A 17115-nucleotide genomic window follows, 5' to 3' on the forward strand; every position below is an offset into this window, starting at 1 on the left:
CTTGTTAACCTTTCCCCATCAGATCGTGCCGCCATCTAAAAGGGTATTTCCGTTTTCTCGTAATCGAACAGCTTGCCACTGTCGGCTGGCTTCAGCTCCTCGATCACGTCCAAAAGTTGAAGCGCCGCGCGCTCGGGATCGAACAGGCGTCCAGGTTGAACATTGCCCCGATACGGACGGGACAACTCGGTATCGACGGTCCCCGGGTGAAGCGATACGACGATCCCGCGATCGTTCCGGCGGCGCTCCTCGATCGCCAGATTGCGAACAAGCATGTTGAGCGCTGCTTTTGAAGCGCGGTAGCCATGCCAGCCGCCCAGACGATTGTCGCTGATCGAGCCTACCCGGGCCGACAGGACGGCAAATACGGTCCGCTCGCCCCTCGGTAGGAGTGGCAGCACATATTTGGCGACGAGCGCCGGGCCGATCGCGTTCACCGCGAAGACTTTGGCGAGCCAGGCCGGATCCAGATCGCGCAGCGCTTTTTCCGGTCCTTGCCCGCCTTCGTGCAACAAACCGGTGGCGACGATGACCAAGCTTGGAGGCGATCCTTCACCGATCCGTTGCGCTGCCGCGGCAATGCTGCCTTCGTCGAGCAGATCGACATGGTCTGCTCCGGTCCGCGAACGCGCAAAGCCGCGGACTTCGGCGAACGCGCCTTCGTCTTTCAGCACGGCTTCGAATGCCCCGCCGATCCCACCCGACGCGCCAAACACGATCGCCGACCTGTCCACGCTCGCCATACAATATTCTCCGAAACCCTATTGGTGCAGGTCTGAACGCCCGGACGGAAGGAAGCGAGCCGGCAAACGCAACAGAGCCCAACAATCGACATTTTCACTGCAGGAAAATGCGCTCGCCGTCCTTCGCTTTCCGGAGGGCAAGCTGGGCGCCGAAAGGGGTGACGTAGCAGTCTCCCGAGCACGTTCCAAATCGTTGGGGGCAGCCGATCGTTCAGGCTTTGGTGAGGCTTTTGCTGACCCAACGAGCAGCGGTTCGATTGGCAAGCCTTGACCGGCTGGGCTGCTCTCTAAATGACACTCGAGCGATGATCTCGCCAGGCCGCCAATGGCGCCTTCAGCACGTCCTGGAAGTCCCAGAACGTCCGGATCGGGAAAACGGTCTCAGCTAGAAGTTCGGGCCTGCTAAACTCAGAGTGGGCAGACGTCGGTTCCCGTCATCGAGAACACGCTCATGCGAAAGCGAAGTCGGCGCTCGAGAATGCCTTGGCGCTCAGCGAACCGCTGTGATCTTCGAGCGCGATGGAGAAGCGAATACCGGCCGAAGTCACGACGTCGATCCGGACATTGCCGTCGGCTTCGTCGCGCGCGAAGACCGTGCCACTGGCGCCGCTCGACGAATAGGAGCGGACCCCGAGCTTTTCCAACACGATGCGGTCGATCCCGTCCTGGAAGTCGGTAATGACGTCCCCCCACGCCCTTGAAAACGAAGCGATCGGCGCCCAGGCCGCCCGTCATGACGTCAGCGCCGGCGTCGCCAAAGATCGTGTCGTTGTCCGCGCCGCCGTCCAACAGATCGTTCCCTTGGCCACCGATCAGGGTATCGATGCCCGACCCGGCCGAAAGAACGTCGTTGCCATCCTCGCCGTTCAGGACGTCGTTGCCGCTGCCGCCATCGAGGGTGTCATCGCCACCGCCGGATTCCAGCGTGTAGTTGCCATTGCCGCCGTGCAACTCGTCCCGGCCTCCCTCGCGAGAATACTCACCATTAGGTAAGACTTGGGCGCCCCTGACCGCTGACATGTCAATCTTCCCAAGCGATGCGGCAGATCCTTTGAAGGGTGCTGCAAATTGAGCCTTCGCGGTCGAGGTGCGGATCGTCATCGACTTGCACAATTTCAGACACGTCGAGCATCAAGCGTAAGGGCGTGATAAAGTCCCGGCAGCGCAGGCAACACTGCGAACGTCTCTGTGTCTTAAGGCGTCAGCGGCCCAATATGGGTGGTCATTACGCAATAACGCGATTTAATTCGTCCATGCGACAGCGAGTTGAATTGAACTGTCTGAGAATTAGGGGTTCTGACGTGCCAATTCCTTGGCAAGCACAAGTGCGCGCTTTTTCCGGCTGATCAATAATGAAAGGTAGCCGTATCTCGCTGCCATCACCCAGAAGCCAAAGGCTATCGCCAAGAGCGAAAAGAAGAGAATAAGGGTGCTATCCATTGAATTCACTCCGCCTAAAATTGAGGAGGGCTTGCCGGGATGTGTCAATCCGCGTCCCGTCGCCATGGCTGATTTCCATCCTGGTGGGTGGGAGTGACGGGCCTTGTCGACCGCTAACTCGCAATGTCAGAGGCTGTGCACTGAAACGTCGTGCGTCTTTTCCATATCAATTTCCTGCGGTGTGCGACGAGCGGGGAGAGAACCCCGCTCGTCCTCGATCAGTTGGCCGAAAGCGCTGTGGGCAGCAGCGCCTTGCCCTGGCGCAACTGCTGCTCGATCATCGGAACGCCATTGCCGGCAACCTGTTTGAGAGACTGATCCGCGCCATCTTGCGAATAGCCCTTGTGGGTCGCCCAGCTTGCTTGCTGCACCTGAGCTGACTGGGTCAGGTAAAGATTGTCGAAAGAGCTGCGCGGCGCCTTGCGCAGCATCTCTATCATCGAGTTTCGATCGGCCGATAGCTGCGTGCTGGGTCTGGCGATCTTACGCTGGTCGTTGGTCAGCGATGCCATCAGCACCTGCTGGGCGGTTTCCGATTCCGCGATCATGCGGCGAGCGTAGTCCTTGACGTCGCTTCTTTGCGCGCGCGTCAGGCTCATGCGCGCTGCTGCGATCTGGTAGTGATTGGCATCGGATGCCGCCGCTAGGAACGCCGGGCCGTCGAGGCCGAGTGTCGGAGCGCCAGGCGCGTCTATGCCGGCCGGGCTGCTTGGCATTGCAGGCATAGCCATCTGCGCGCCAGCCGGCGTTGTCATGGAAATCATGGTCGCGCCGAGCATAGCGGTTATCTTACGGTTCATGAGGTTGGTCCTTACAAGCGCGCATCGTCCAATTCGTTGGATGCTGGCCTGTTGTTACCAGAAGACGCGCCTCCAAGAATTGGACGGCGTCGTTTGAGGTTCCATGACAACGAACCTGAAATGATAAAGTCGCACTCGACCGAATTTAATTTTTCTTTAGTGCGGGTGATTTTCTTTCAAATCTCTCTATGGTCCGTGAATGTCGGATGGCGATTGATCAATCATTGACAATGAAGTGGTGGCTCGAGCGCGTTTTTCTTCGGAAATTGCGTCCGACTAATTCTTTTACTGATATCGGCCGAACTCAAATCGACTGGTGATGAAATGCTTGATGCCAACGGAATCCGCTAGTTCCAAATCTAATCGACTGCCTTCATTCTCCTTTTGCTGATGGCAACAAGCGCACCGCATGGGTATTGGCGCGCCTGTTTCTCGCCTTGAACGAGGCGCAAATCGTGTTTGCACCTCACGAAGCCATTCGAATGGTTCTGGCGCTGGCGAGGGGCTCTCTAGCTGAGTCCGACATGGCGGAATGGTTCAAAGTTCTCCTATCTTAGTTCGCCGACATAACGGACCCTTAAGTGCCACCCTCGAAATTGTCGGAAGCGGCCATTCCTTCAATGCCTCGGTCGGTGTCTGATTTGACCCTCAATGGAAACGACAGGCCGTAGAGGGCGACAAGGTCGCGAAAGTCGCAAGTTAGCGTTATGGGTTGGAACGGCGCCCGTGGTATCAGGGATCATCACCGGCAATGCGCCTCAGGCGTCGCGTGACAGAGAGACGATTGTGCTCCCGCCTTCATAGCTGGGAAGCGATCATGGACATTCGATTGACGTTCGCGACTGCCGAAATCGGGCTTGCTCGATGACAATCCGTACCAAGATTTCGTCAGCCAAATTTGCCGCGCCTTTCAAGGTGCAAGGTCATGAGGAGATTATGCCGGCCGGGATCTACCGCGTCGATATCGATGAGGAAGCGATCGAAGCCATTGATCGGACGATCTATCGCCGCATGGAGACGATGCTGCCGGTCGAAACGGTCGGCAGGATCGTTCATCGCCGTATCGAACCCGTCGATCTGGAGGCGCTTCTCAAAGACCGGGAAGCTGTCCTGCACACTGCTCTTTTGCGTTCGGAACCGAGCATCTATGAGAGCGACGCCAAGATACTGGGAAAAACGCGCTCTCGATTCTGGTCGCTCTCGGCCTTGCAAACAATCGGGTGCTGGGCTCACACGGTATTGGCAGGAGGCCGCAGGTCAGAGCTATGAACTTTCACATCTCCGCCCAGACATGCCGGGCGCGTGAAGCCCACCACCGGCAGATCGCGGTCGAGGCCGTCCTGCCCAACGTGCGTAAGGTTGCCGTGGTCGCTGCCGAGGCATGGGCTCGCCAAGCCGAAGAAGCAGAAGCGATCGAAGCCGGGGGCAAGCCGCCTCTCACCCCCGACGATGCGGCGATGGTGGCGGAATTCCAACGGGAAGATAACCGGCCAACCGCACGATAGATCTTGGCCGCCCTTTTCATGGCCGAGCGTTTCGAAGTCGGCTGCAATCCGGAGCTGACATGGCCGATACTGTTTCGTTCTATATTTTGTGGGGTCTGCTCGTAGTCATCATCGCGGGTGGAATTCGTGTTCGAATCTACATGTTTCACGCCACGGTCGAGCAGCGGGATAGGCAGGACGTCCGCAAGCGGATCGAGCACATCCGGCGCCTGAACAAGGAAAGCCGCCGCTCGCCTTAAGGCGAACGAACGGGGTGACTCGCGGGCGGAGCTTGCGGCCTGGGATCTGATAGGAAGAACAGATAATCATCGATACCGTCACGAGAGCCATCGGCGATTTGGCTACTTTTTACAGCGCTCTGAAGGGCTGGCTAACCGGGCAAAGCCGATCACGGCTGCAACGCTTTTTTCCGGTCCGCGAGTGTCACCGGACAGGAGTCTAAACCGTTTGCCCGTCTGTCTGATGAGCACTCGGGGACACCGAGACCTCGAACCTCCAGCCATAAGACTTGAGCATGTCACGCGCCATCGCGAGGACGAGAGCCTGTCGTTCGTTGTTAGCCTTCTGCTTCTCGATCGAGGCTGCCCGCCCCTTAAGGGATGTGCCCAGATAGTCCTCGCCAATGCCATTGTGGAGCAACCGCTCGATCGCACCAGCCACGCTATTCTGCATAGCGGGGAGTTTGGCTGACTCATCCGCCAATCGTGCAGCGGCGGCGACCAGAGACGCATCGCAAGCCGTCACGATGTCGCGCTCGTGAAACGAACTTTCCTCCCTCGCGAGCGTATTGTGAAACGCTTCCACCAGAGCCTGGATAGCCTCCATCTGTAGGGTATCGAGCTCGGGAAGGATCTCGCCCGTCGTATCGTAGTGAGCCCTTCGTCGAGGGTCGCGCAAGACAGCAATGGCATCTTGAAGTGCTGCGAAAATCTGACGGTCCCCGCCCACGTCGGGGTGATGTTGCTTAGCTTCGCGTCGATAGGCAGCATTGATGGTCTCGATCGGGGCATCGGGAGCGATGTCCAGGATATCGTAAAGGTGCGTCATCGACATTTACCCATTCGGCTGAGACCGGGTTCGAGGAGCAGTCTGTCCTCTGGACAATTCCTTATGGTTACCAAGGCCCTCTTTCGCCCTGGAATGGAAAGCGCCGGACGGTTCCCTTGATGACGTGGTCTTGCAGGCGCAGCCTAATTTCGTCAGCGCCTCCGGCGGTCGCGCACACGAGGCGGGTACCACCTGAGGGAAGGGGCTCAATCATGTTGATCGAGATCCCACTTTCCTTACATCGGTCCCGAACCACTCGCTCGGAAAGTGTGAGGTTGATCGCGCGGTTCACACCGCCGCCTCAGCGCAGCGGGGCATATCCGCAGATCGCGCATAGCTTCGGAATGTCAGGCCGTTAGGAAATGCGATGGTCTCGCTGCATGGGCATCCGACTTTTTGGAGACGGCTGATGATTTCCATGATCGTGCTCCACTAGGTAAGCGGGAGCGCTATCGTCTCTCAGCCAAGGGCGCTTACGGTGCATTGCCCTTAGATACCGATGATATGTGCGCGAGGCAGAATAAATCAACGGCAGTCTACCGGGATCTGCGTCGGGCTCCTGATGGCCAGGGTCGCCGAAATCGAGCACGGTATTGCTTGCCGGAATTCATTTCTGCTCCGACAGCCCCAGTTCAGACGGCTCTGGTATGAGAGGGCCTAATCTGGGAGAAAATGATGCCCGATGACGCTGTAGTCTACGCTGCGTGCCAATGCGGTGGCGAGAGATACGCGGTACCCTTGCAAGGCCGGGACCTTGAGTCGACACGCTTCACTTGCCCTCATTGCGCCTTGACCGAGGGGTTCGACGCTGAGCAGATCCTCGCAATGAAAAATCACTTCGGCGACGCTGTGGGCCCGATCAGCGAAGCCTTTCAGGCACGACTCGAAGCGGAACGAATTCGACCTCAGGAGGAGACCGGGCGAACGAGTTGATCTCGCTATCGCCAAGGCCGTCGGTATGAGGCCACCATTCGAGTAGCTCCACTTGCCTGGGCCAAGCGCTGAGCCGCCTAAAGAGCATCACTTTCAGCGCTCGCTGCGACCCAGACCTTGGCACAGATAATAACAGCGCGGCCGTCGAGCTGTAGTTTGACGGTCTGTGACTTGTATTCCGATCGTGATGGTAGACTCAGCGCTAGTAGTCTTGCGGGTTCCTCTGACCTAGCCGACTTGCGATCGCGAAAACGCGCTGCCGGACCGCCGCCATCCGTTTGGGTCTTGCTGCAGTCCCGAGTTCCTGCACGGCGCGACGGCTGCGCCAAGACGAATTCGGGGGTGGCATGAGCCGGGCCGGGCGCAAAAGGGTTGGAAGCTTGGAGGCCCCCGCTGCCCAGATCGCATCGGCTTCGATCCTGTGTGCCCGGCACGGCGCCTCGCGCGTTCTTGATGAACGTTAGGAAAGGACCGGCAATGACCAGGACCATAGAAGATCTCGCGCAGAAGATGAAGGACATCGATTTCGCGATGCTTTCAACCCACACGAAGGGCGGCACGATCGGCTCGCGGCCGATGAGCAATAACCGGGAGGTCGAATATGACGGCGACGCTTGGTTTTTCGCCGACGATACGACGCTCATGGTGGCCGACATAAGCGCCGACCCCAAGGTCAGTCTTGGCTATCAGGGCAGCTCGGGTATTCTCGGCCAGCGGCCCTTCTTTCTGGCCGTGGGAGGCAAAGCTTCTCTCGTTCGAGACAAGAGCCTGTTTGCCGAGCACTGGACCAAAGGCCTGGAACGCTGGTGGCCGGACGGGATAGACACGCCCGGTCTCGTGCTTATCAAAGTCAGTGGAGAGCGTGCCCATTACTGGGACGGCGAGGACGAGGGCGAGATCGTTCTCAGCCCGACGAGAACCCAGGCCTGACGTGATTGTCGGGCGTGCGACCGGCTCAGCCAGGCTGGGCCGGCGCCTCTTGGGTCCCAATTCTACATCTCGGCGTTATCGACCCCTTCATTTGCGAAAGGGCGCTGGCTTTCGTGCGTCGGACCTAGCGCACGATTTTCAACGAGGTGGCGTAGCGGCTATCAAAGATGAGGGCGCTGTGATCACGCTTGGCTCTCGTGTGGATCTCGGCGAAGGGGCTGCCGTTCCATGACTGCCCTTGAGGTGTCGCAACGTGCCATTCGTAAGACTGAGACGGACAGTCGAGTTGTAAATGGCGCAAGAGCAGCATTGTCGATCGGCTGACCTCGACTTTATGGGTCAGGAATTATCCGACCCGGGCTCCGCCATCTTGCGATGCTGCTCGGCCAGGATCGCAGCCGGCGTAACGTGCGCGAGTGCGGCCTGAACCTTGTTTTTCCAGCCTGAGACGACGTGCGCCTCGCCATTCATCAGCGCATCCCACCCGTCACGAGCGACATCAGCCGGATCGCTTTTGCTGTCTGAGGCGCCGACGCTAGTGTCGAGCATGTTCGCGCGGTCGAAGAATTCGGTCTCGACCGGGCCGGGCATCAGCGTCGTGACTGTCACGCCTTTCGATTCCTTGATTTCGTTGCGGATGGCGTCGGCGAAGCTGTCGATGAAGGCCTTGGTGCCGTTGTATACGGCCTGGAAACTGCCCGGGATGAAGCCGGCGATCGAACCGGTGATCAACACCTTGCCGGCGTTGCGCACGACCATTTCCTGGAGCACGCGCTGAAGCAGGAAGATGGTGCCGGTGATGTTGGTGTCGATCACGCGTCGCCAGTCGGGCGGGTCCTGATCGAGAAACGCATGGCCGAGGCCGCGTCCCGCATTGGCGCAGAGCAGGTCGATATGACGTCCGTCCGCCGCCGCGAGCAGCGTCTCGACACCTTCGATGGTTGCAAGATCTGCTTCGACCGAGGTTACTTCCACGCCATACTTGCGAAAATCGGCCGCGGCGGCGTCGATCAACGGCTCGTCGGCGACAACCAGGATGTCGTAGCCGTTCTCGGCCGCCAGCGAGGCGAGCTCGAAGCCGATGCCCGTTGAGGCGCCGGTGATAATCGCGAATTTGTCGGCCATGATCGGTCCTATTCTGCTGCTGCGGCGAAATCGGGCTTGAGCACGACCTTCGTCACTTCGTTCTGGTTATCGTGAAACATCTTGTAGCCCTTGGGCGCGTCTTCGAGCGCCATGACGTGGGAAATCAGGAACGTGGTGTCGATCTTGCTTTCCATGATCGCGTTCAGCAGAGCGGGCATGTAGTGCTGGACCGAGGTCTGGCCGGTCTTGAGCGTCAAGCCTTTCTCCATGAAGGCGCCGAGCGGGAACTTGTCGACGAAGCCGCCGTAGACGGCCGGCATCGAGACGCGCCCACCCTTGCGGCAGGCATGGATCGCCTGGCGGATCGAATGGGTGCGATCGGTTCCCAGGAACATCGAGGCCTTGATCTGGTCGATGACGTTGTCGACGAAGAAACCATGGGCTTCAAGGCCGACCGCGTCGATCACTGCGTCGGGACCGATGCCGCCGGTCATGTCCATGAGCGCCTCGTAGGTTTGGCTCTCCTCATAGTTGATCGTCTCGGCACCGAACCTCTTCGCCAGTTCGAGCCGGTGGGGAAAGTGATCGATCGCGATGATCCGCGCAGCGCCCATGAGCATGGCCGACTGGATGGCAAACAGGCCCACCGGGCCACAGCCCCAGACCGCAACGGTGTCGCCGGGCTCGATCCCGGCATTCTCCGCCGCCTGCCAGCCCGTAGGTAGGATGTCGGAGAGAAACAGAACCTTTTCGTCCTCGACCCCGTCCGGCACGACGATTGGGCCGACGTCACTGAAAGGCACGCGGACATATTCGGCCTGGCCGCCCGCATAGCCCCCGGTGAGGTGGCTGTAACCGAACAGCCCCGACATAGGCTGGCCGTACATCTCTCGGCCGATATCCTGGTTGTCGGCCGGGTTGCCGTTGTCGCAGGCCGAATACTGGTGCTTGCCGCAGTGGTAACAGGAGCCACAGGCAATGGTGAAGGGGACGACGACGCGCTGACCGATCTGGAGAGTCGATTTGGGACCGGTCTCGACGACCTCGCCCATGAATTCGTGACCGAGGATGTCACCGGCCTTCATCGTCGGAATATATCCGTCGTAAAGATGGAGGTCGGAACCGCAGATCGCGGTCGAAGTGATCTTGATGATCGCATCGCGCGGGTTGAGGATTTCGGGGTCGTCGACCGTGTCGACGCGGACGTCGTGCTTGCCGTGCCAGGTGAGCGCGCGCATCAGTTGGTCTCCTCTTCGACCTGTTCGCGCGTTCGCGCCGCCGTGGCGATTTCGCCGGTTTCCATAAGTTGCTTGAAGCGGCGAAGATCGCGCCGGCTCTGGAGCCGCGGCTCGCGCTGGAAGAGCTTGGCGAAGAATTGCCCGATCGCGCCGCCGGGCGGATCGTAGGCAATGATGGCGCGCACCACCGTGCCGCGGTCGCCCGCGTCCTGGAATTCGATCCGGCCGCTGTTCGCGACATCGGCACCTTCGGCAGACTGCCAGGTGATCCGCTCGCCAGGTACGTCGTCCGTGATCACCGCTTCCCAACTCACCGTACGGCCGGCCGGAGCCTTGACGGTCCAGCGCGATCGGGTGGAGTCGATCTGTTCGATCGAGAGGATATTCTCCATCACTTGGATCAGGTTCGTCGGATCGCGCCAAAAATCGTAAAGTTCCTGAGCCGGCCGGTTGATAGTGACGGCCTCCGCGGAGAGCGCGCGATCGGGCTGGGTTGTTTTCGAAGTGGTCGCGGGGGCGTCATCGTGCTGCCGCTGTTCCAGGTTTGCATCGCTCGTCATGTCGGAAGATCCTTCGGGGCCTGTCGAGAGCGAACTACCTGCAAAAGAACTATGTTCGCCTCCTCGGAGATGCTCGTGAAACGACGTGTTGCGGCAACCAATGCCGATGGGCGGGACCTCTGATCCTGCCCATTGGCGAATGGCGTCAGGCGCCATCATCCTCGTCGTCATCATTTTCCTCGCCGTCCTGGGTGTCTCGCGTCTCTTCACGGCCGAGTTCCACCGCTTCGCGATCTTCGTCCTCTTCGAGTTCATCCTCGTTGGCTTCGGGCAGGATTTCTTCGTCGTCGGAATTGTAATCGCCTTCGAACGCGCGGGGATCGTTCATCATGTGCTCCAGGCCGGCGCGATGCCGACCTCTACAGAACGTCCCGGTTATGCACGCCGTTCCTGGGTAAAGCCGAAGCAGGCCCATTATCGTATTGATGGAGGTTAATTCCCGCGATGCGGCGGGGTCTTCGGTTCCCGAGCGGCGTTCCCCCGATGAACGATTATCGTTTCACCGGAGACCTGCCATGGCCACGACCAAATCGGCGACGTCCGCCCCCGCCAAACCGAAGCCCCCCGTTACCGACAAGGCTGCCGCTTCGCGCAGCGCCAAGGCGAAGCCCGGATCCAAGGTCGGGCGCAAGACCGCCCGCGCGGCAACCCGTCCCGTTGACGCGATCAAATTGCTCAAGGACGATCACAAGGAAGTGAAGGCTTTCTTCAAGCAGTACGAGAACCTTGAGGACGATGCCGAGAAGCAGGCGCTCGCCGACAAGATCTGCCTCGCGCTGACGGTTCACGCGCAGATCGAGGAAGAAATCTACTATCCCGCGGCGCGCGAGGCGATCGACGACGACGACTTGCTCGATGAGGCCGAAGTCGAACATGCCAGCGCCAAGCAGCTCATCGCCGAGATCCAGGCGATGAAGGCTGGCGACAGACTGTTCGACGCAAAGGTGACGGTGCTGGGCGAATATATCGCCCATCACGTCGAAGAGGAGGAAAGCGAGATGTTCCCCGAAAGCCGCGACAGTGACCTCGACCTCAAAGGCCTGGGCGAGCAGCTCGCCGCCCGCAAGGCCGAGCTGATGGCACAGGCGCCGAAGTAAGCTGCAAGGGCGGCATGCTCGACTGCCTGGTGATCGGCGGAGGCCCGGCGGGTCTTACCGCCGCTATCTATCTCGCCCGCTTCCACCTGTCGGTGGCGGTTATCGATTCCGGACAAAGCCGGGCCGCCCTCATTCCACTCACGCGCAATCACGCCGGCTTCCCTGATGGGATCGCCGGCGTCGATCTGTTGGACCGCATGCGCGCGCAGGCTCGGCTTTATGGAGTACAAATCGAGCATGACACCGTCGTCGCGCTCGACCACAATGCGGATGGTTTCGTCGCCCGGCACGCTCCGGGGACGCTGGCAGGCCGGACGGTCCTTCTGGCCACCGGCGTCGTCAACCGCCGCCCCGAAATGATCGACGATGCCAGCCATGACCGAGCCCTGGCCACCGGTCGGCTGCGGTATTGTCCGATTTGCGACGGTTATGAAGTCTCGGACAAGATGGTCGCGGTTCTTGGAACGGGCGATCGCGGGTGCCATGAGGCCTTGTTCCTGCGCGGCTACACCAAGAGCATTACGCTGGTGGCTCCTGGGCCCGATCATGATCTCTCGGCGGAGCAGTCGCGCTCGCTGGCGCAGGCGGGGATTGCCCTGGCCGGCCCGGTCACGGCCATTCGCCTCGCGCACGCCGGGATCGTCCTTGACCTCCCCGAGGGTCCAGCCCTGTTCGACAGCCTCTATCCCGCGCTCGGATCGGACATCCGCTCCGAACTTGCCGGGCGGTTAGGCGCGGATTGCTCCGGCGAAGGCTGCCTGATGGTCGACGCGCATCAGCGGACTAGCGTGCCGGGACTCTATGCGGCCGGCGACGTCGTGCTCGGCCTCGACCAAATCAGTCACGCCATGGGCGAAGGCGGCGTCGCCGCGACCACGATCCGTAACGATCTGGCCGCGAAGGCACCGCTACGCCGTTAGACCTTCTTCGGCGCCGGCTTGGCGTCCAGATCGACAGTCAGTTCGCGCGGCCAGTGGCGCAGCGTGTGCGCGGCCTCGAGGAAGGGTGCGGCGTCGCCGGCATTGCCTAGCGGCAGGCAGGCTTCGTCGAGATCGGTCTCGGCAATCCCCGCGGCGGTGAACAGCGGCTCTGCCTCGGCACCGATGCCGATGTATTTGGCATGGGCAAAGGCATCGGTGACGAAGTCCTTGGCCGCCGCGTCGCGGGCCAGCATTGCAGCGCCGGCGGCCGAGACGACCACCGCAACCACATCGAACAGCACCGAGGGGCCGCCGTCCACCTTGTGCTTGGCGGCGACCGTCGTGCCGTCGGACAAAGTCACGCCGCCGATCTTGGGCGCCACGACTTCATAGACCGCGCCCTCGGCATCGACCGCTGCAAGCAGCGCCTTGAACACATCGGCATCGGCACCATCGGTCACGAGGATGCCGAGCTTGCGGCCCTTGAGATTATCCGGTCCGTTCTTGACGATCGACAGCTTATCCGAAGGCGGGAGGTCGGCAATCGGCTTACGCGCGGCGACGGCGGCCTCAGGCAGTGGCAAGCCGAGACCATCGGCGACCGTCGCTGCCAGCGTGACGTCGATGTTCAGCAGGTGCGAGACCGTGCGCGAGCGAATGTCCGGGCGTTCCACTTTCGAGAGCTCGAACACGAGCGCGTCGGCAATGTGCTTCTGCTCGATCGGCGCCTGGCTGACGAAGAACTGACGCGCCTGGCTGTAGTGATCGGCGAAGCTTTCCGAACGCACGCGCTGCTTAGGGCCGTCGGCCGCTTCGGCGAAACTGGTGAAACCGCGCACCGGATCTTCGCGCGGTCCGCCCTGGGACGGCCCCCAGCTGTTGGGCTCGTAGTTCACTCGGCCCTTGGGATTGCGCATGGCCATGTGCCCGTCCTGCTGGAAATGAGCCATCGGGCACTTGGGCGCGTTGATCGGGATATGGGTGAAATTGGGACCGCCCAGCCGCTTGATCTGGGTGTCGAGGTAGGAGAAATTGCGCCCCTGCAGCAGCGGGTCGTTCGAAAAGTCGATGCCCGGCGGCACGTTCTGTGTGCAGAAGGCGACCTGTTCGGTCTCGGCGAAGAAGTTGTCTACGACACGATCGAGCACGAGCCGGCCAACAATACGGATCGGCACCAGTTCCTCGGGGATCAACTTGGTCGCGTCGAGCACGTCGAAGTCGAAGCTGTCGGCAAAGGCATCGTCGAACAGCTGGACGCCCAGCTCCCATTCGGGAAAGTCGCCCGAATTGATCGCATCCCACAGGTCGCGTCGGTGGAAGTCGGGATCGGCGCCGTTGATCTTGACCGCCTCATTCCAGACGACCGACTGCAGGCCCTGCTTGGGTTTCCAGTGGAACTTGACGAAGGTCGAGTTGCCCGCGGCATCGACTAGGCGAAAGGTGTGGACGCCGAAGCCTTCCATCGTGCGAAGCGAACGCGGGATCGTACGGTCGGACATCTGCCACATGACCATGTGGAAGCTCTCGGGCGTGAGGCTTATGAAGTCCCAGAAGTTGTCATGGGCCGACTGTGCCTGCGGGAAGTCACGATCGGGTTCGGGCTTCACCGAATGGACCAGGTCGGGAAACTTGATCGCATCCTGGATGAAGAACACCGGGATGTTGTTGCCGACGATGTCCCAATTGCCTTCCTGGGTGTAAAGCTTGACCGCAAATCCGCGCACGTCACGGGCGAGGTCTGGCGAGCCCTTGGACCCGGCAACGGTCGAAAAGCGGACGAATGCCGGGGTTTTCTCCCCGACCCGCTGCAGCACGTCGGCGCGCGTTACGTCCGCCAGACTGTCGGTCAGCTCGAAGAAGCCGTGTGCGCCATAGCCTCGGGCATGGACCACGCGCTCGGGAATGCGCTCATGGTCGAAATGGAACATCTTCTCGCGGAAATGGAAGTCTTCGAGCAGCGAGGGGCCACGAGCACCTTGCTTCAGGCTGTTCTGGTCGTCGGCGACCGGGATGCCTTGGCTCGTGGTCAAGAGCGCCACTTCGCCGCCGGCGGTCTGGTGGACATCGCCGCCTTCGGCCTGCACTTCGCCGAAGCTGTGCGAAAGATCGGCGTCGGAAGGCACGGGGCAGGCCTTCTGCGGGGACTCGCCGCCGATATCGGCGCCGGCGATGTCGGCCGGAAGAATGCCCGGGGAATCGGGCGACGTCTTCGAAGGGGCCGGTGTCTTGGCCATGGACCTATATCCTTTGGTGATGGTGCGCGTAGCGCGGTGCGCCGCGCAGCCTCCCGCACTCTTTGCGGGCAACTCGACCGGACAACCCGCGCGCGGTACGCGAGTTGCTGCTTCGGCGCGCAAATTAACCTGGATCAGGACGATTGACGCCGGCCGCGCAGCAACGCGATGGACGCCCGCCCGTTTAGAAGCTGAGCCCGGTCCGGGCCGACCGAGAGAGCAGCCAATTTTTACCGAACGTTTCCTTCGCGACAAACGCGGGTGCCGGCTCGAGGCACACGAACGCGCGCGGCTCGAAACCGCGATCCGGGAAATCAAGACCTTCCCGCCTCGCACGACGATCGTCCGCGCCGGGGACGGGCTGACGCAGTCCCTTCTGCTGATCGAGGGGTTCATGTCGCGCTACATCGATGATCGCAGCGGATTGCGGCAGCTGGTTGCAGTCCATGTGCCCGGCGACTTCGTCGATCTGCACGCTTTTCCCTTGAAGGTGCTCGATCACGATGTCGCGAGCATGACCTCGGTGACCGTAGCGGTCGTCCCCCATAGCGAACTCGAAGCCATCGAGCGTGAAATGCCCGGCATGGCGCGCAAGCTGTGGTTCGCCACGCTGATCGACGCTGCGATCCACCGCGCCTGGCTGTTCCGCCTGGGCCGGCTCGACGCGGTCGGGCGTGTCGCGCACTTCCTGTGCGAAACCAACGCGCGCCTGGTTTCTGCAGGGCTGAGCGACGGATACCGCTTTGCCCTGGGTCTAACCCAGAACGACATTGCCGAAATCTGCGGTCTGACAAACGTCCACGTCAATCGCGTCATGCGTCATCTGCGGGAGGAAAGCCTCTGCGTCTTCCGGTCGTCGCTGGTCGAAATTCCCCAGCCGAACCGGCTTGCCGTCCGGGGGCAGTTCGACCCGACCTACCTCTACATCGACGATCCGGCGTTGACGCGATCCCCTCTCAGCAAGGTATGATAATGACATCCCAGACCGCTGTGCCACAGGTCCACACAGAGCCCGGCGAGGCGAGTGCCGAGGATGGCTTCGTCATCCTCGATGGACCCGGAGGTGTCGCCGTCACCATGACGGTCGATGCAGCGACCGGCACCGGAAACAGCCTGCTGGCTGCAGCGCAAGTGGCCGCAGCACAGATAGATGTGGACCGGCCTATGCCTGACAGCGCGACAGAGACCGATTAGCTGTCATCCGCGTTCGATTCTGCCGAGTGCGCAAGATTGAAATCTCGCAAGGTTTTGCTTGGCGGGGGCGCTCAAGGAACATCAAAGGAATAGGACGTTCGCCAGCACACTCGGGCGAGGGCTGACGAATGGGTCCCGCCGACGTAGCAGTCGTGCGGGGGGGGGGGGGGGCGAGCGAGGCCTATATCACCCTCCACACATTCAGCCCGCGAGGACTTGCCCTGCCGCGATAGCTGACGAGCGCACCCTCAAAGCGAAGATCACCATGTGATGGCTTTCGCGCTCAAGGAGCCCGATTTATGCACGCAGATTGATCGACGAGGGTCGGAGGTAGACCACTGATCGGCAAGGTCCCTTTTATGCGGGCGCTTGCTTGAGCGGCGGTTCGCGGCGGGGCACCTCGCCTTTGCTCATCTCCACCGCATGCGGATAGGGCATCTCCACGCCCTCACGGTCGTAAGCTTCCTTGATCAACTTGGTCATCTCGGCCTTGAATATGCGGTGTTCCTCCGTCGCGACCCACACCCGGCCTTCGACCGTAACGGCGAAATCACCAAGCTGCTGAACGCCAAACCATGCAGGTGGTTCACCCAAGGCACGGGTGTCGTTCTGCATGATCCCGCTCAGGACCCGCAGCGCATGATCGATATCGTCCTCGTAACCGATCCCCACACGAAGGATGCAGCAGCGCATACCTTTGCGGGTGTGGTTGATGATCGGATTGGACGCAGCCTGGCCATTGGGAACAAGGATGATCTGATCATTCTCGGAGCGCAGTTTCGTGAAGAACAGATCAAGGTCGAACACAATACCCTCTCTGCCGTTGATCTCGACGAAGTCGCCGATGTGGTAAGGCCGCATGAAGGCTATCATGATGCCCGAAGCGACATTGGTGAGCGTGCCTTGCAAGGCCAACCCAATTGCCAGGGCACTCGCCCCCAGGATGGCGACCAGGCTGGTCGTCTGGATGCCGAACTGCTGAAGGACTACGATTAGAACGACGATGATCAGCGCGTAGCGGATGATCAGGGACAGAAACGTCCCTAGGGTGGTGTCGATCCTCGGGTTTTCTATCGCCTTAGTGCGCACCACCTTGGAAATAGAGTAAGCGAGCCATAGGCCGATCAACAATATCAGCGCCGCGGAACCAATGCGGGCAACCCAGTAGACCAGTTCATCGCTTTGGAGGTTCAAGTTCATACCGGCTCCGTATTCGCGGAAGCTGCATGTCATCCGTATCCGCTTCAGCGGAACGTTCGGCTGGCCAAAAGGTGCTCGTTTTTTGGTCCGGAAGGCGGTGATGCAGGTTGGTTTCCTGCCGAGGCTGACCTGCTCGCGAAGGTGGTGAGGGTGGCCGCCAGCGACATTGCCACAGTTCAAGCACGTCA

Annotated in this window: 20 protein-coding genes and 1 pseudogene; 9 read left to right on the plus strand and 12 right to left on the minus strand. The window is 60.8% G+C overall.

Going from position 1 to position 17115, the window contains the following annotated elements:
- Positions 1–35: 35 nt before the first annotated feature.
- The 5 genes and pseudogenes from WG901_RS22150 to WG901_RS22170 form a co-directional block, all read right to left on the minus strand.
- A complete protein-coding gene (locus WG901_RS22150; RefSeq protein WP_339589310.1) occupies positions 36–743 on the minus strand; it encodes an SDR family NAD(P)-dependent oxidoreductase in 708 nt (235 codons plus the stop codon).
- A gap of 449 nt (positions 744–1192) precedes the next feature.
- Positions 1193–1390, minus strand: coding sequence for a hypothetical protein (locus WG901_RS22155; RefSeq protein ID WP_339589311.1), 198 nt, complete (start codon positions 1388–1390; stop codon positions 1193–1195).
- Positions 1391–1499: 109 nt separating this feature from the next.
- Positions 1500–1844: pseudogene (locus WG901_RS23800) on the minus strand (calcium-binding protein); the annotation flags it as partial.
- 186 nt (positions 1845–2030) lie between these two features.
- The gene (locus tag WG901_RS22165) at positions 2031–2249 is read right to left on the minus strand and encodes a hypothetical protein (RefSeq protein ID WP_339589313.1); all 219 of its coding nucleotides are present in this window, start codon (positions 2247–2249) and stop codon (positions 2031–2033) included.
- Between the two features lie 152 nt (positions 2250–2401).
- A complete protein-coding gene (locus WG901_RS22170) occupies positions 2402–2983 on the minus strand; it encodes a DUF4142 domain-containing protein (protein ID WP_339589314.1) in 582 nt (193 codons plus the stop codon).
- Positions 2984–3847: 864 nt separating this feature from the next.
- On the opposite strand from WG901_RS22170, the gene WG901_RS22175 reads away from it, so the two are divergent.
- The 3 genes from WG901_RS22175 to WG901_RS22185 are packed head-to-tail and all read left to right on the plus strand — an operon-like array spanning position 3848 to position 4727.
- Positions 3848–4252: a hypothetical protein gene (locus WG901_RS22175; RefSeq protein WP_339589315.1), complete on the plus strand. Its 405-nt coding sequence runs from the start codon at positions 3848–3850 to the stop codon at positions 4250–4252.
- Positions 4249–4488, plus strand: a complete 240-nt coding sequence (locus WG901_RS22180; protein WP_339589316.1) for a hypothetical protein — start codon at positions 4249–4251, stop codon at positions 4486–4488. The genes WG901_RS22175 and WG901_RS22180 overlap by 4 nt, the downstream gene beginning before the upstream one ends.
- 59 nt (positions 4489–4547) lie before the next feature.
- On the plus strand, positions 4548–4727 hold the full coding sequence (locus tag WG901_RS22185; protein WP_339589317.1) for a hypothetical protein: 180 nt from the start codon (positions 4548–4550) through the stop codon (positions 4725–4727).
- Positions 4728–4926: 199 nt separating this feature from the next.
- On the opposite strand, the gene WG901_RS22190 is transcribed toward WG901_RS22185, so the two are convergent.
- Positions 4927–5535 carry a J domain-containing protein gene (locus tag WG901_RS22190; protein ID WP_339589318.1) on the minus strand — a complete coding sequence of 203 codons (609 nt, stop codon included), beginning with the start codon at positions 5533–5535 and terminating at the stop codon, positions 4927–4929.
- 789 nt (positions 5536–6324) lie between these two features.
- Between WG901_RS22190 and WG901_RS22195 the strand changes: the two genes are divergently transcribed.
- Entirely contained in the window at positions 6325–6468 is a 144-nt protein-coding gene (locus WG901_RS22195) for a hypothetical protein (RefSeq protein ID WP_339589319.1), read from the plus strand.
- Between the two features lie 477 nt (positions 6469–6945).
- Positions 6946–7398: a pyridoxamine 5'-phosphate oxidase family protein gene (locus WG901_RS22200; RefSeq protein ID WP_339589320.1), complete on the plus strand. Its 453-nt coding sequence runs from the start codon at positions 6946–6948 to the stop codon at positions 7396–7398.
- 339 nt (positions 7399–7737) lie between these two features.
- Here the strand turns inward: WG901_RS22200 and WG901_RS22205 are convergent, their stop codons facing one another.
- From WG901_RS22205 to WG901_RS22220, 4 genes are all read right to left on the minus strand, one after another.
- Entirely contained in the window at positions 7738–8523 is a 786-nt protein-coding gene (locus tag WG901_RS22205) for an SDR family NAD(P)-dependent oxidoreductase (protein WP_339589321.1), read from the minus strand.
- Positions 8524–8531: 8 nt separating this feature from the next.
- On the minus strand, positions 8532–9722 hold the full coding sequence (locus tag WG901_RS22210; RefSeq protein WP_339589322.1) for a zinc-dependent alcohol dehydrogenase: 1191 nt from the start codon (positions 9720–9722) through the stop codon (positions 8532–8534).
- Positions 9722–10282, minus strand: coding sequence for an SRPBCC family protein (locus WG901_RS22215; RefSeq protein ID WP_339589345.1), 561 nt, complete (start codon positions 10280–10282; stop codon positions 9722–9724). The genes WG901_RS22210 and WG901_RS22215 overlap by 1 nt, the downstream gene beginning before the upstream one ends.
- Positions 10283–10427: 145 nt before the next feature.
- Positions 10428–10610, minus strand: coding sequence for a hypothetical protein (locus WG901_RS22220; RefSeq protein WP_339589323.1), 183 nt, complete (start codon positions 10608–10610; stop codon positions 10428–10430).
- A 187-nt stretch (positions 10611–10797) separates the two neighbouring features.
- On the opposite strand from WG901_RS22220, the gene WG901_RS22225 reads away from it, so the two are divergent.
- Together WG901_RS22225 and WG901_RS22230 are read left to right on the plus strand one after the other, a co-directional pair.
- Positions 10798–11379: a hemerythrin domain-containing protein gene (locus WG901_RS22225; protein WP_339589324.1), complete on the plus strand. Its 582-nt coding sequence runs from the start codon at positions 10798–10800 to the stop codon at positions 11377–11379.
- A 14-nt stretch (positions 11380–11393) separates the two neighbouring features.
- Positions 11394–12299, plus strand: a complete 906-nt coding sequence (locus tag WG901_RS22230) for an NAD(P)/FAD-dependent oxidoreductase (protein WP_339589325.1) — start codon at positions 11394–11396, stop codon at positions 12297–12299.
- Here the strand turns inward: WG901_RS22230 and WG901_RS22235 are convergent.
- Complete coding sequence (locus WG901_RS22235) at positions 12296–14533, minus strand: catalase (RefSeq protein ID WP_339589326.1); 2238 nt, start codon at positions 14531–14533, stop codon at positions 12296–12298. The genes WG901_RS22230 and WG901_RS22235 overlap by 4 nt on opposite strands.
- Before the next feature lie 226 nt (positions 14534–14759).
- On the opposite strand from WG901_RS22235, the gene WG901_RS22240 reads away from it, so the two are divergent.
- Both WG901_RS22240 and WG901_RS22245 read left to right on the plus strand, forming a co-directional pair.
- Complete coding sequence (locus WG901_RS22240) at positions 14760–15503, plus strand: Crp/Fnr family transcriptional regulator (protein WP_417603925.1); 744 nt, start codon at positions 14760–14762, stop codon at positions 15501–15503.
- Between the two features lie 2 nt (positions 15504–15505).
- Positions 15506–15727 carry a hypothetical protein gene (locus tag WG901_RS22245; RefSeq protein ID WP_339589327.1) on the plus strand — a complete coding sequence of 74 codons (222 nt, stop codon included), beginning with the start codon at positions 15506–15508 and terminating at the stop codon, positions 15725–15727.
- Between the two features lie 357 nt (positions 15728–16084).
- Here WG901_RS22245 and WG901_RS22250 read toward each other — a convergent pair whose 3' ends face one another.
- Positions 16085–17107, minus strand: coding sequence for a mechanosensitive ion channel family protein (locus WG901_RS22250; RefSeq protein ID WP_339589328.1), 1023 nt, complete (start codon positions 17105–17107; stop codon positions 16085–16087).
- Positions 17108–17115 lie beyond the last annotated feature (8 nt).

Origin of the sequence: Novosphingobium anseongense, assembly GCF_037482895.1 — a bacterium.
GTDB classification, from domain to species: domain Bacteria; phylum Pseudomonadota; class Alphaproteobacteria; order Sphingomonadales; family Sphingomonadaceae; genus Novosphingobium; species Novosphingobium anseongense.

Excerpts from the sequence above, each read along its gene's own strand:
- WG901_RS22150 (WP_339589310.1), bottom strand. The coding sequence starts at position 743 with ATGGCGAGCGTGGACAGGTCGGCGATCGTGTTTGGCGCGTCGGGTGGG.
- WG901_RS22165 (WP_339589313.1), bottom strand. The coding sequence starts at position 2,249 with ATGGCGACGGGACGCGGATTGACACATCCCGGCAAGCCCTCCTCAATT.
- WG901_RS22170 (WP_339589314.1), bottom strand. The coding sequence starts at position 2,983 with ATGAACCGTAAGATAACCGCTATGCTCGGCGCGACCATGATTTCCATG.
- WG901_RS22175 (WP_339589315.1), top strand. The coding sequence starts at position 3,848 with ATGACAATCCGTACCAAGATTTCGTCAGCCAAATTTGCCGCGCCTTTC.
- WG901_RS22180 (WP_339589316.1), top strand. The coding sequence starts at position 4,249 with ATGAACTTTCACATCTCCGCCCAGACATGCCGGGCGCGTGAAGCCCAC.
- WG901_RS22185 (WP_339589317.1), top strand. The coding sequence starts at position 4,548 with ATGGCCGATACTGTTTCGTTCTATATTTTGTGGGGTCTGCTCGTAGTC.
- WG901_RS22190 (WP_339589318.1), bottom strand. The coding sequence starts at position 5,535 with ATGACGCACCTTTACGATATCCTGGACATCGCTCCCGATGCCCCGATC.
- WG901_RS22200 (WP_339589320.1), top strand. The coding sequence starts at position 6,946 with ATGACCAGGACCATAGAAGATCTCGCGCAGAAGATGAAGGACATCGAT.
- WG901_RS22205 (WP_339589321.1), bottom strand. The coding sequence starts at position 8,523 with ATGGCCGACAAATTCGCGATTATCACCGGCGCCTCAACGGGCATCGGC.
- WG901_RS22210 (WP_339589322.1), bottom strand. The coding sequence starts at position 9,722 with ATGCGCGCGCTCACCTGGCACGGCAAGCACGACGTCCGCGTCGACACG.
- WG901_RS22215 (WP_339589345.1), bottom strand. The coding sequence starts at position 10,282 with ATGACGAGCGATGCAAACCTGGAACAGCGGCAGCACGATGACGCCCCC.
- WG901_RS22220 (WP_339589323.1), bottom strand. The coding sequence starts at position 10,610 with ATGAACGATCCCCGCGCGTTCGAAGGCGATTACAATTCCGACGACGAA.
- WG901_RS22225 (WP_339589324.1), top strand. The coding sequence starts at position 10,798 with ATGGCCACGACCAAATCGGCGACGTCCGCCCCCGCCAAACCGAAGCCC.
- WG901_RS22230 (WP_339589325.1), top strand. The coding sequence starts at position 11,394 with ATGCTCGACTGCCTGGTGATCGGCGGAGGCCCGGCGGGTCTTACCGCC.
- WG901_RS22235 (WP_339589326.1), bottom strand. The coding sequence starts at position 14,533 with ATGGCCAAGACACCGGCCCCTTCGAAGACGTCGCCCGATTCCCCGGGC.
- WG901_RS22245 (WP_339589327.1), top strand. The coding sequence starts at position 15,506 with ATGACATCCCAGACCGCTGTGCCACAGGTCCACACAGAGCCCGGCGAG.